Below are 11,943 nucleotides of genomic sequence, written 5' to 3'. Positions count from 1 at the left end.
GACGGTCGTACACATCCAGCGCGAGTGGCGAAATTGGCAGACGCGCCAGATTTAGGTTCTGGTGTCCACGGACGTGGGGGTTCAAGTCCCCCCTCGCGCACAGATTCACCCCTTCGGTCCCGCCCACTCGGGCGGCACAGCGCCGACCGCACTCACGGCGAAGAACGCGGCGTGGCACCGACATTCACAGCCGCGCCGGTGACTGCCGCAACGAGTGCGAGTGCTGTGGGAAACCACATTCCCAGCGCTGTCCCCACGTCGGGCCGCGTAGTCCGTGGACCCACTCCACGAACGAGTCGCACGAGTCGGCCTAGCCTCCTGGAACCGTTCGGATTCGTCCTCGCAGGCGGGTACGCCGTTCAGGCGCACGGGCTCTTGGAGCGAATGTCGGCAGATGTCGACCTGTCACCAATCGCGGTGACCCCGACGATTTCGCTCAGGCTGTCGACGCCACCATCACCGCATTCCGGTTGGGCGAGCTCGGCTGCGCGGACCGCTACAACGTCCCATTGCAGGCCGCGCCTTCTCCAGATCAACTACTCGAAGCGAAGGTGGCTGCCGATATCGATGGCGGCTTCGAGAAGATCGAATGCTGTGCGCTCGCCGTGAGCCACGCATTATTGGCACGTCCGCTACATCTTCGCGTAGCGCGCCATCGCGAAACTGTAGAGGCCGTAGGTGATGATGCCCAGGCCCGCCGCGATCAGTAGGGCGGCTCCGAAGGGTTGGGCGCCTAGGGTTTTGAAGGCGCCGTCGAGTCCGGTGGCTTCGCCGGGTTCGGAGCGGAGCACCGCGAGGAGCACCAGTAGGCCGATGGCTGCGATGGCCAGCCCTTTCGCGATGTAGCCGATCGTGCCCAATCGGCGGACCAGAGCGCTGGTGGTGCCTTGTAAGTCGGCGAGGAAGTGCTGGGTTGCGCCCTTGTAGACGTGGTAGCCGCCGATCGTGATGATGATCAGGCCGGCGGCGACGAGGGTGATGGTGCCGAGGGTGGATCGCATCATCGTGGCGGTGATGCCGGTGCTCTGTTCGCTGCTGGATGTGCCTGCGCCGCGGGCGAATCCGAAGGCGGAGACGGCGAAGCCCAGGTAGACCAGTGCGAGGGCGAAGGCCTTGGCGCGGTTGACGGCTTCGGACTTCTTGCTGTCGGCGTCGGGTTCGGACGAGCTGCCCAGTGCCGCTTCGGCGAGCCGCCACAATGCCATCAGCGCGAAGGCCGCGGTGCCGATCCAGAGGACGATGACACCGCCCGGTTTGGCGGCCAGTTCCGCCATGGCTCCCGACTGGTCGGCCGAGCCCGCCCCGCCGCCGAGAGCGAGACGGATGGCGATGTAGCCGATGAGCAGGTGGACGATGCCGCTCATGACCAGGCCGGCGCGGGCGAATCGTTCGAAGATGCTGTTCTGGGCTACCCGGGCCACGGAGCTGGTCGCGTTGCCGGAGGACGGGGCCGAGACGGTGTTGTGAGGCATGGCGATCACCCTGAATCTGGTGGAGCCGTCCGCGTGGTCCGCGACGGTCGACCCGCAGGTTCTCCTGCGAGTCCCGTTCGACGCCAGTTCTCGAGCCCGGCGCCGGACTGTTGCAGGTTGCCCCTGATCCGTTCGGCCAAACGACCGTTCCTACACACGCCACCCTGTCCTGCCGCACGGGCGGAAGTTCCGTTGAGACGCGTCGGCCTTCGACCGCACGAGTTCGATCGGATCATTGCGGGATTCGATGTCTCACCGCTATGTTGGCTGTTCAGGGGTGGAGGGGCCTCGACCACTCGTCGCGAAATGCGATCCCGTTCTAAACATGTCGTGCGAGCTCGCCGCGACGCGCCGATTCGGTTGCACGGCAAGGGAATTCGTGGCCAACTCCGGTGAACCATACAGTTGTGCGTGCTAGTTTCGAGCAGACGGCATCCTTCGTGCCGCGGCGATCGACAGGAGATATCGGCATGGGTGTCAGTTTGACCAAGGGTGGCAACGTTTCGCTGACCAAGGCGGCGCCGAACCTCACCGCGGTGGCGGTCGGCCTCGGCTGGGACCTGCGGACCACCACGGGGACCGACTTCGATCTCGACGCGAGCGCGATCGGGCTCGGCGCCGACAAGAAGGTGGTGTCGAACGAGCATTTCGTCTACTTCAACAATCTGAAGTCGCCGGAGGGCGCCATCGCGCACGCGGGTGACAACCTCACCGGTGAGGGCGCCGGCGACGACGAGACGATCAATGTCGACCTGGCCGCCACCCCGGCCACCATCGATTCCATCGTGTTCCCGGTCTCGATCTACGACGGCGCGAGCCGGGGCCAGTCCTTCGGCCAGGTGCGCAACGCCTACATCCGCGTGATCGACCGCAGCAACGGCGAGGAGCTCGCCCGCTACGACCTGTCCGAGGACGCCTCCACCGAGACCGCCATGGTGTTCGGCGAGCTGTACCGCAACGGCGCCGAGTGGAAGTTCCGCGCCACCGGTCAGGGCTACGACTCCGGTCTGGCCGGCATCGCCCGCGATTTCGGCGTCAGCCTCTGATCGGCCTCCCGTTCCGGTGAATTCAGTGCGTCCGGAGTAGACCACCGGCGCGGTCGCGCTGTCCACGCGACTTCTCACCACCTCGAGCGCGGTCGTGCATTCGTGCACGACCGCGCTCGCGTGTGCGGGGCATCCTCGATCGCCTCACTGACACTTACTGTGCGACAACACTTTTCACAGAACAGACCCGCCGCCATCGTTCCCGGATTCGAGTTCCGCGGCACGGTCCGCGCGTTACCCTCGATGAGCCGGGACCGGCTACCGATCTCCGACCGGCGCATGAAAACCCTTCTGGCAGAAGAGGACTCGAGTCATGACCGCGCTCACACCCATCATCACGATCGACCCATGGGCCCCCGAGGTTCGCGAGGGCTTCGTTCGACTCGTCGCCGGGAACACAGTCCGGGCGGCCCGCAGTGGTGAGTCGATCGAATCCGTGACGCGCGCCGAGCTCGTGACACCGACACCGCTGTGGGCTCGGACCGACGTCGAGGTGGCACTGCTCGGCTGGGCGGCCGCCGACGACGGCACGCTCGGACCGCAACAGTACGAGCAGTGGACCGAGCAGCGTGCGCGACTGCGCGACGGGATCGCCCAGACCCGGTCGTTGCTGGCACGTCATGCCCGGCTGATCAAGGATCCCGACCTGACCAAGGTCCTCACCGATCGTTGCGCCGCGATCGACGCGTTCGACCTCGACACCGGCGCCCTCCCGCTGCCCGACGACGAGGACTTCACCGCCGTCGAAAACGTGCTGGTCGAACGGATCGGCGAGATCCGCGCGCAGTTGAGCGCGCAGCAGATCACCGTGGACTCGCAGGTCCTGCTGCGTTCGGTCACCGACGCCTACCGGCCGAGCACCAGCACCGAACCGGCGTACAACGGCCACAACTGGACCGGTGCGGTCCGACGCGAACTCGTCACCGCCGCCACCGGACTCGACCCCGAGATCGAGCTCGTGAACCGCCTGCTCGCGCGCGACCCAGCGGGTCAGGCTTCGGCGACCACGTTGCTGCTGCGCGTCTACTGGCAGCGGGAGACCCTGCGCCAGGCCGTCGCCGACGCCCGCCTCGCCGCGTTCGAGCCGATCACCCTGCCCACCAAGAGTTTCACCGCGATGCCGGTCCTCGACAGTCCCGCGCGGATCGCGGCGCAGCGGCAGATAGAGACACTGGCCGAGCTGATCAATATCTCCCACGCCGTCGCCGCCAAACGGCAGGCCGGTCGCGACGCGGCCGCGCACGCCGGCGGGCCCGCGCAGAGCCCGCTGACGTTGATCAGCTACCTGTGGCGCAACAAGGACAGCATTATCGACGCGGTGGTGTCGGGCGCGGGCGCCGTCGGGGAGTACCTCGAGGGCTACAGCCGATGGCAGGCCGAAGTCGGCAGTTGAGCCGCGTGGCCGGGCGAGTGAACCGGCGGCGACCACCCGGCCGTGCGGAGATGTCATCCGCTGTTCACTCGCCACGCGCCATCGCTTCAGATGTGCTGCTTAGCGTCTGCGCCCATGCTGTCAGTGGATCGGATCGGTGCTCGGGTCGAGGTGGAGGGGCTTTGTCGCACCTACGCCGATGGGACCGGGCTGCTGCCGACCGATCTGGTGATCGAGTCCGGTGAGTTCCTGTCCGTTCTCGGTCCGTCCGGCTGCGGGAAGTCGACGCTGCTGCGGTTGCTGGCCGGATTGGATCGGCCGCGGCAGGGGCTGATCCGCGTCGCCGACGATGTGGTGTGCGATGCCGAGCGCGGGGTGTTCGTTCCGCCGCGGCAGCGTCGGCTCGGCATGGTCTTCCAGGATCTGGCGCTGTGGCCGCATCTGAGTGTCGCCGCCAATGTCGGATTCCCGCTGCGGGTCACCGGTGTCTCGCGGGCGCAGATCGCCCGGCGGACGACCGAGGCGCTGGAACGCGTGGAGCTGGCCGCGATGGCGGCGAAGATGCCGCACCAGCTCTCCGGTGGTCAGCAGCAGCGGGTGGCCATCGCCCGCGCGCTGGTCGCGCGGCCACGATTGTTGCTGTTGGATGAGCCGCTCTCGGCCCTGGATGCCGCGCTGCGCGAACAGTTGCGCGCCGAAATCCGTTCGCTGACCACCGAGTACGGCGTGACCACGGTCTTCGTGACGCACGATCAGGCCGAGGCGATGAGTCTGTCCGACCGCATCGTGGTGATGCGCGCGGGTCGCATCCTCCAGCACGGTCGCCCCGAGGATCTCTATCACCGACCCGCCGACGCCTTCGTCGCCGAATTCGTCGGCATCTTCAATCACCTGCCCGACGGTGGCGGCGTGCGGGCCGAACGCGTGCTCGTGCTCGACGACGACCCCACCGCGACGAACCGCGACTCGGCGGGCGCGAAGCCCCGCGATAGCGCACCGAACTCGCTGGTCGTCGACGCGACCGTGCGCTCGGTGGTCTTCACCGGCGGCGCCTACCACCTGCGCTGCGAGGTCGCGGGCGTGGACCGGCCATGGGTCGTGCCGCACGCGCGCGCCCACGCGCCCGGCACCGCGCTGCGGCTCGCGCTCACCGCCGGGGATGTCATCACCCCGGCCTCCTGACTTCCCGATCCGCTCTTCGAAAGGAACACCATGTCCCTGTCTCGCCGTGCCTTCGCCGCGGCCGTGCTGACCGCCTCGCTCGCGGTCGCCGGCTGCGGAAAGGTCGAAGACGCCGCACCCGCGGCACAACCCTCGACGACCTGGGCCGCGCCGAGCGGACTGTCCGGGGAGCTGACCCTCTACTCGGCCAACCCGCAGGCCCTCACCGACGACCTGGTCGCCGCGTTCAACGCCGCCACCGGGGTGAAGGTCAACGTCTTCGGCGGTGAGACCGGCAAGATCACCGCCAAGCTCGACGCCGAATGGCAGAACCCGCAGGCCGACCTGGTCTACCTGGCCTCCTGGGCGCCGGTCGCGAAGTACGCCGCCGCGGGCCGGGCCCTGCCCTACCGACCGCAGGGCGCGGACACGATCCAGACCGGTTGGGCGGGCAGCGGCGACAACTTCCACGGCCGTGACGGTTCGGCGCTGATGCTGGTGGTGAACACCAAGGTCTCGAGCGCGACGCCGAAGGACTGGGCCGACCTGACCGCGCCCGAGTACAAGGACAAGGTCATCATGCCCGACCCGCGCGAATCCGGGACCGCCCGCGATCTCATCACGGCCATGACCGTCGCGTGGGGCAAGGACAAGACCTGGGAGCTGTTCGACAAGCTGTTCGACAACGGCATGGTGGTGCACGGCGCCAACGGACCCGCGCTCGACGACGTCACCGCCGGTTCGCACGCGGTGGTGCTCGGCGGCGTCGACTACTCCGCCTACGCCGCCATCGACAAGGGCGAACCGCTGCGCGTGATCGCCCCCACCTCGGGAACCACCATCACCCCGCGCCCGGTGTTCCTCGTCAAGGACAGCAAGAACCCCGACGCCGCGAAGGCCTTCCTGGACTTCATGTTCTCCGCGCAGGGTCAGCAGATCTCCGCGGGGCACAAGATGATTCCCGCGCGCACCGATGTGCCGGTCGCCGCGCAGACGCGCTCGTTCGCCGAGGTCGAGCAGTTGTCGTTCACCTGGGATCAGGTCACCGCCGACGGTAAGTCCGTGCTCGACGAGTTCACCGAGCGGTACCTGAGCCGCCCGTGACCTCCCAGCTCGACCCCGCCGGACCGCGGACTCGATCCCGGTCCGGCGCGGGGGTCTACGCGCTGCTCGCGCTCCTGCTCGTCGCGGTGGCCGCGCCACTGGTCGCGGTGCTCATCCGTGCCGTGATCGGCTACGACGGCACGCCCTCGGCTCTCGGCCAACTGGCGGAGCCGAAGAACCTTCGCATCGTCGGCAACACCGTGCTGCTCGGTGTGCTGGTAGTACTCATCGCCACCGTCATGGCCGCGCCGCTGGCGTTTCTCATGTCGTGGACGCCGATGCGCCGCCATCGGTGGATCGACATCGCGGTCATGGTGCCGTTCCTGACCCCGCCCTATGTCGCCGCCATGGCGTGGCTGGACTTCACCCGCGTCAACGGCCTGGCCGAAAGCTGGCTCGGGCCGGTCGGCGGCTGGCTGCGCGCGGGCGTGGAGACGCCGGTCGGCATGGCGGCGATCATGGCGTGCGAGATCTTCACCTTCCTGTACCTGCTGCTGCGCAACCGACTCGACGCGGTGCCCGCCTCGACCGACGAGATGGCGGCGGTGGCGGGCGCCTCGGTGAGCCAGCGGTTCCGGCTCGTGCTCGCGCCCCTGCTGAGTCCGACGTTCGCGCTCGGCGCGCTTGTCGTGTTCATCCGCGCCGCAGGCGAATTCGGTACCCCGGTCACCCTGGGAAATCGCATCGGGTTTCCCGTCCTGGTCTCGGAGATCTATGGCGATGTGACCCTCGACCCGTTGAATTTCCCGCGCGCCGCGGCGTTTTCGACCGTGCTGCTCACCATGGGCATCACGGTGTGGGGCCTCCAGCAGTGGGTGAGTCGACGCGACGTGCCCTTCGGTGGGCGGATCGCCCGCCGCGCCGGGGTCCGCACCGGCCGGTGGACGGCGATCGGCTGGCTGTGGCTGGTCGTGGTGCTGATGCTGTCGGTGGTGGTGCCGTATGTGGCGATCGTGCTGGGCGCCATGACGATTCTGCGATCGCGGCCACCGACACCGGACAATCTCACCTTCGACTGGTTCGCGCGGGTGCTGCGGCCGGGTCGGGGTCTCGAGGCGTTGCAGAACAGCGTCGTGCTGGCGCTGATCGCGGCCACGGTGGCGACGGTGCTCGCCGTGATCTGCGCGATGGTGATCGCCCGGCGACGCGGCGCGGGCCGGGCACGGCGCGGCATCGACATGCTCGGGGTGGCTCCCGACATGGTGCCGACCATCGTGCTGGTCATCGGGTTCATCTTCCTGTGGAACGCGCCCCAGCTGCCGGTGACCCCGTACAACACCAGGGCCATGGTCGTGCTCGCCTACGTCGTGATCACCCTGCCGTTGGTCTTGCAGAACGTGAAGGCCGCCTACGCCTCGATCGACGACAAGTTCTTCGAGGCGGCCGCGATCGCGGGGGCGAATTCCTGGCAGACGCTGTGGCGGATCACCGTGCCGCTGCTGGTGCCCGGCATCGTCGCGGGGTGGCTGCTGGCGTTCCTGCTCGGTGTGCGGGAGGTCGTCGCGTCGTCGATGGTGCGACCGTCCTCGATGCAGCTGCTCTCGCCGTGGATCCTGTCGCAGTTCGATCAGGGACGGCGAGCCGAGGCGATGGCGATGACCGTGATCGGCGTGCTCGGCTCCACGGTGATCCTGGTGGTGCTGGAATGGTGGCGAAACAGGATGAGCGAGAAGCGAGTTCGATGATCCGTCTGGCACATGTCGCCGATGTCCACCTCGGTGCCCGACTGTCCGGGCTGCCCGACTACCCGGGCTGCCCGGACATCGACGCGACCCAGGCGGCCTACGACGCCTTCGACGCCCTGCTGACGCGGTTGATCGACGGACGCTACGACGCCGTCCTGCTCGCCGGTGACCTCTTCGATCGGCACGAAACCGGACCGCGCGCGCTGGCGGCCGCGCGGTCGGCGCTGACGGCGCTGCACGACGCGGGTATCCCCGTCGCGCTGGGGTGGGGCAATCACGATGCCGAATCGCCGCTGCCCGCGCGTCTTCGGCTGCCGCCCTCCTGCTGGGTGGCGCCGGACGAGGCACCGGCCAGCTGCTCGTGGCCCGACCTGGGCACCGTCGTGCACGCCCAATCCATCAGCGCGGCGAACCAATCGCGCGACCTCGCCGTGAATTACCCTGCCTCGCAGCCCGATTCGATCAATATCGGGATGCTGCACACCAGCCTGACCGGCGAACACAGCCGCCGACCCTGCGCACCCACCACGTCGCAGGCGCTCGTCGACCACGGATACGACTATTGGGCACTCGGCCACGTCCATCACCGCATGCGTGTGCGTGACACCATCGCCTACCCGGGAAGCACCCACCCCGCCCGCCCCCGGGAACTCGGGCCACGCGGATTCCTCGAACTGCGCTGCGGCGACACGATCACCGTCACCGCGATCGACACCGCGCCGGTGGTGCGTGAACTGCTCACCGCCGACACCGAAGCCGACATCGAACAGCGGTTCGCGGCCTACGCCGCACCGGAACACCCGGTGGTCTGGACCCTCGCGGGCCCCGCGGAACTGCTGGGCCCCGCCCGCGAGATCGCCCGCTCCTACCCCGGTTTCGCCGTGGCGTGACCGAGCGACCTCGCGAACGGTCGCCCCGCGATCAGTCCTTGACGACCTGCGTGCCGCCCGCGAACTTGTCGTGCCAGCCCTGCTTGGTCGGGCTCGAGCTCACCGTCACCGCGATGGCGATCGCCGCGACGAACCACAGCAGGCCGCCGATCCACGGGATCAGGTTGAGCAACATGTAGGCATTGCGCTTGGCCGATTCGACCAGGTCCGGCTTGGCCGCCCCACCCGGACCGTTCACGTGCAGGTTCAGGATCTTCTTACCCGGCGTAGACCCCGTCACCACCTCGAAGAACACGAAGTACAGGAATCCGAACCCGGCCCCGGGCAGAATCGCGATCCAGCTGGGCAGATCGGTGAACCGCTCCAACAGCCAGAACAGGATCCCGCCGACGATGCCGGCCAGAATCCAGTCGGTGAATCGCGCGACGGCCCGGCTTCCGATTCCAGCGGGGATCGTGCCGACAGTGGTCATGGTTCCTCCTCGGGTGCGATCACACGGCACCGTGGTCGGCGAAGACGCACCGGACACGGTGGCCCACCGAGCATCTCACATTCCCGGACCCGTATATATCTCTATTGTCGCGCGCGCGAAACATAACCGGCACCAGACGCTAACGGGCCGGGTGTGGAATACCGAGATGAGTGGGAACCAGCTTCGATCGCAGGCCATCCGGGATGTCGAGGCGGCCGTGCCGCCCGCGGTGTCCGACCAACCGGCAACGCCCGGTGAGGTTTTCGGCACGAACGTCTTCTCGTTGGCGGTCATGCAGAAACGCCTACCGAAATCGGTGTTCAAATCGGTGGCGGCCACGATCGAGCGGGGGGCGCCGTTGGATCCGTCGGTGGCCGACGCGGTGGCGGTGGCGATGAAGGACTGGGCGCTGGAGAAGGGCGCGAGCCACTACGCGCATGTGTTCTATCCGCTCACAGGACTGACCGCGGAGAAGCACGACAGTTTCTTCGAACCGCTCGGGGACGGGTCGGCGCTGGCGGAGTTCGCGGGCAAGACGCTGATCCAGGGTGAACCCGACGCGTCCAGTTTCCCGAACGGCGGGTTGCGCAACACCTTCGAGGCGCGCGGGTACACGGGCTGGGACGTGACGAGTCCGGCGTATGTGTTGGAGAACCCGAACGGCAACACCCTCTGTATCCCCACGGTTTTCGTGTCGATGACCGGTGAGGCGCTCGATCACAAGACCCCGCTGTTGCGTTCGCAGCAGGCGATGGGCAAGCACGCCGAGCGGATCCTGAAGCTGTTCGGGCACGCGAATCCGGAACCGGTGGTGTCGTTCTGCGGTCCCGAGCAGGAGTACTTCCTGGTCGACCGGCACTTCTTCCTCGCCCGCCCCGACCTGCTCAACGCCGGTCGCACCCTGTTCGGCGCGAAGCCGCCCAAGGGCCAGGAGTTCGACGATCACTACTTCGGCGCCATCCCGGAGCGCGTGCTCGGCTTCATGATCGACACCGAACGCGAGCTGTTCAAGCTCGGCATTCCGGTCAAGACCCGGCACAACGAGGTCGCGCCCGGCCAGTTCGAGGTCGCGCCGATGTTCGAGCGGGGCAATGTGGCCGCCGATCATCAGCAGTTGCTGATGACGACGTTCAAGTCCGTGGCCAAGAAGCACGGCATGGAGTGCCTGTTCCACGAGAAGCCGTTCGACGGGGTCAACGGTTCGGGCAAGCACGTCAATTTCTCGCTCGGCAATGCCCAGCTGGGCAGCCTGCTCGTGCCCGGCGACACCCCGCACGACAACGCCCAGTTCCTGGTGTTCTGCGCCGCGGTGATCCGGGCCGTGCACAAGTACGCGGGCCTGCTGCGGGTCTCGGTCGCCTCGGCCACCAACGATCATCGCCTCGGCGCGAACGAGGCGCCGCCCGCGATCATCTCGATCTTCCTCGGCGATCAGCTGGCCGATGTGTTCGAGCAGATCGCCAAGGGCGCGGCGACCTCGTCGAAGGGCAAGGGCACCATGATGATCGGCGCCGACACCCTGCCGGTGCTGCCCACCGATCCGGGCGACCGCAACCGCACCAGCCCGTTCGCGTTCACCGGCAACCGGTTCGAGTTCCGCGCGCCGGGCTCGATGCAGACGGTGAGTGTGCCGATGGTGACGCTCAATACGATCATGGCCGATTCGCTCGACTACCTCGCCACCGAACTGGAGGCCGCGGTCGAGGCGGGCACCGATTTCGACACCGCGGTGCAGAACCTGCTCACCGCGGTGATCGCCGATCACGGCGCGGTGGTGTTCAACGGGGACGGGTACTCCGAGATGTGGCAGGTGGAGGCCGCCAGCCGTGGGCTGCCGAACCTGCGCACCACGCTCGACGCGCTGCCGGAGCTGATCTCGGACTCGGCGATCGCGCTGTTCGAGAAGTACGGGGTGTTCAACAGCCGCGAGATGCACAGCCGCTACGAGATCGGCCTCGAGCAGTACGCGCTGACCATCGGCGTCGAGGCCCGCCTGACCCTCGAGATCGGCACGACGATCGTGGCGCCCGCGGCGATGCGGTACCAGACCGAGGTGGCCCACAACATCGCGGCGCTGTCGGCGGCGGGGGTGGAACCGGACGCCTCGCATCTGAAGGCCGTCTCGGAACCGCTGTCCGCCTTGCGCAGCGCGCTGAGCACCCTCGGCGAGGCGCTGGCCTACCACCCCGGCGACACGGCCTACGCCGAGGCCGAGCACGCCCGCGACACCCTGCTGCCCGCGATGGCGGCGGTGCGCTCGGCGGCCGACACCCTGGAATCGATCGTGGCCGACGATCTGTGGCCGCTGCCGACCTACCAGGAGCTGCTGTTCATCCTGTGAGACCCACGGGCACGATCATCACGCGAGTGCTTTGGCCTTGAGCTGCTGGTACTCGGTGTCGGTGATCGTGCCCGCGTCGAGCAGTTTCTTCGCGTCGGCGATCTGGGTGGCGGGGTTGGTGCCCGCGGTGTGCTTGATGTAATCGTCGGTCTCGCTGCGGGACTGCTTCTCGGCGGCGGCGCTGCGCTTGGCCATCCCGTTGCCCTCCACGATCAGGTAGATCAGCGCGGTGAGCAGCGGGAAGATGAACAGGAACAGCACCCAGATCGCCTTCACCCACCCCGAGCTCTGGTGGTTGCGGAACAGGTCGGTGATGATCGCGAACAGCAGGAACAGGTAGGCGACGAAGGCGAAGCTCACGATGATGAGCCACAGCACGTTCCAGACCGACATGGCGGGT

General features: G+C 67.7%; 10 protein-coding genes and 1 tRNA gene. 8 read left to right on the top strand and 3 right to left on the bottom strand.

Annotation, left to right across the window (positions count from 1 at the left end; translation table 11 throughout):
• The first annotated feature begins 18 nt into the window (after positions 1-18).
• Positions 19-100, top strand: a tRNA-Leu gene (locus tag ACFP3H_RS18635).
• A gap of 532 nt (positions 101-632) precedes the next feature.
• On the opposite strand, the gene ACFP3H_RS18630 is transcribed toward ACFP3H_RS18635, so the two are convergent.
• Complete coding sequence (locus ACFP3H_RS18630; protein WP_378607762.1) at positions 633-1,472, bottom strand: DUF1206 domain-containing protein; 840 nt, start codon at positions 1,470-1,472, stop codon at positions 633-635.
• Positions 1,473-1,942: 470 nt separating this feature from the next.
• On the opposite strand from ACFP3H_RS18630, the gene ACFP3H_RS18625 reads away from it, so the two are divergent.
• The 6 genes from ACFP3H_RS18625 to ACFP3H_RS18600 all read left to right on the top strand — a co-directional run bounded on the left by ACFP3H_RS18625 (position 1,943) and on the right by ACFP3H_RS18600 (position 8,730).
• Complete coding sequence (locus ACFP3H_RS18625; RefSeq protein ID WP_378607760.1) at positions 1,943-2,518, top strand: TerD family protein; 576 nt, start codon at positions 1,943-1,945, stop codon at positions 2,516-2,518.
• Positions 2,519-2,831: 313 nt separating this feature from the next.
• Positions 2,832-3,911, top strand: a complete 1,080-nt coding sequence (locus ACFP3H_RS18620) for a hypothetical protein (protein ID WP_378607758.1) — start codon at positions 2,832-2,834, stop codon at positions 3,909-3,911.
• Between the two features lie 114 nt (positions 3,912-4,025).
• Entirely contained in the window at positions 4,026-5,072 is a 1,047-nt protein-coding gene (locus ACFP3H_RS18615) for an ABC transporter ATP-binding protein (protein WP_378607756.1), read from the top strand.
• 30 nt (positions 5,073-5,102) lie between these two features.
• Positions 5,103-6,155 carry an extracellular solute-binding protein gene (locus tag ACFP3H_RS18610; protein ID WP_378607754.1) on the top strand — a complete coding sequence of 351 codons (1,053 nt, stop codon included), beginning with the start codon at positions 5,103-5,105 and terminating at the stop codon, positions 6,153-6,155.
• Complete coding sequence (locus ACFP3H_RS18605; RefSeq protein WP_378607752.1) at positions 6,152-7,840, top strand: ABC transporter permease; 1,689 nt, start codon at positions 6,152-6,154, stop codon at positions 7,838-7,840. Before ACFP3H_RS18610 ends, ACFP3H_RS18605 begins: the two co-directional genes overlap by 4 nt.
• Positions 7,837-8,730: a metallophosphoesterase family protein gene (locus tag ACFP3H_RS18600; RefSeq protein WP_378607750.1), complete on the top strand. Its 894-nt coding sequence runs from the start codon at positions 7,837-7,839 to the stop codon at positions 8,728-8,730. The genes ACFP3H_RS18605 and ACFP3H_RS18600 overlap by 4 nt, the downstream gene beginning before the upstream one ends.
• Before the next feature lie 31 nt (positions 8,731-8,761).
• Here the strand turns inward: ACFP3H_RS18600 and ACFP3H_RS18595 are convergent, their stop codons facing one another.
• On the bottom strand, positions 8,762-9,202 hold the full coding sequence (locus ACFP3H_RS18595) for an RDD family protein (protein ID WP_378607748.1): 441 nt from the start codon (positions 9,200-9,202) through the stop codon (positions 8,762-8,764).
• Between the two features lie 166 nt (positions 9,203-9,368).
• Here ACFP3H_RS18595 and ACFP3H_RS18590 point away from each other — a divergent pair, with 166 nt between their 5' ends.
• Positions 9,369-11,543 (top strand): glutamine synthetase III family protein, encoded by a 2,175-nt coding sequence (locus tag ACFP3H_RS18590; protein ID WP_378607746.1) that lies wholly within the window; start codon positions 9,369-9,371, stop codon positions 11,541-11,543.
• An 18-nt stretch (positions 11,544-11,561) separates the two neighbouring features.
• On the opposite strand, the gene ACFP3H_RS18585 is transcribed toward ACFP3H_RS18590, so the two are convergent.
• Complete coding sequence (locus tag ACFP3H_RS18585; RefSeq protein ID WP_378607744.1) at positions 11,562-11,936, bottom strand: SHOCT domain-containing protein; 375 nt, start codon at positions 11,934-11,936, stop codon at positions 11,562-11,564.
• Between the last annotated feature and the right edge of the window lie 7 nt (positions 11,937-11,943).

This window comes from Nocardia lasii (assembly GCF_042658545.1).
Classification (GTDB): Bacteria; Actinomycetota; Actinomycetes; order Mycobacteriales; family Mycobacteriaceae; genus Nocardia; species Nocardia lasii.
Note: the sequence above shows the minus strand (reverse complement) of the source record. Positions and strands in the feature narration are given on the sequence as shown.

What these genes read in the sequence shown, in the direction of transcription:
- ACFP3H_RS18585 (WP_378607744.1), bottom strand. Translation starts at nt 11,936, where the DNA reads ATGTCGGTCTGGAACGTGCTGTGGCTCATCATCGTGAGCTTCGCCTTC.
- ACFP3H_RS18590 (WP_378607746.1), top strand. Translation starts at nt 9,369, where the DNA reads ATGAGTGGGAACCAGCTTCGATCGCAGGCCATCCGGGATGTCGAGGCG.
- ACFP3H_RS18615 (WP_378607756.1), top strand. Translation starts at nt 4,026, where the DNA reads ATGCTGTCAGTGGATCGGATCGGTGCTCGGGTCGAGGTGGAGGGGCTT.
- ACFP3H_RS18595 (WP_378607748.1), bottom strand. Translation starts at nt 9,202, where the DNA reads ATGACCACTGTCGGCACGATCCCCGCTGGAATCGGAAGCCGGGCCGTC.
- ACFP3H_RS18625 (WP_378607760.1), top strand. Translation starts at nt 1,943, where the DNA reads ATGGGTGTCAGTTTGACCAAGGGTGGCAACGTTTCGCTGACCAAGGCG.
- ACFP3H_RS18630 (WP_378607762.1), bottom strand. Translation starts at nt 1,472, where the DNA reads ATGCCTCACAACACCGTCTCGGCCCCGTCCTCCGGCAACGCGACCAGC.
- ACFP3H_RS18610 (WP_378607754.1), top strand. Translation starts at nt 5,103, where the DNA reads ATGTCCCTGTCTCGCCGTGCCTTCGCCGCGGCCGTGCTGACCGCCTCG.
- ACFP3H_RS18600 (WP_378607750.1), top strand. Translation starts at nt 7,837, where the DNA reads ATGATCCGTCTGGCACATGTCGCCGATGTCCACCTCGGTGCCCGACTG.
- ACFP3H_RS18620 (WP_378607758.1), top strand. Translation starts at nt 2,832, where the DNA reads ATGACCGCGCTCACACCCATCATCACGATCGACCCATGGGCCCCCGAG.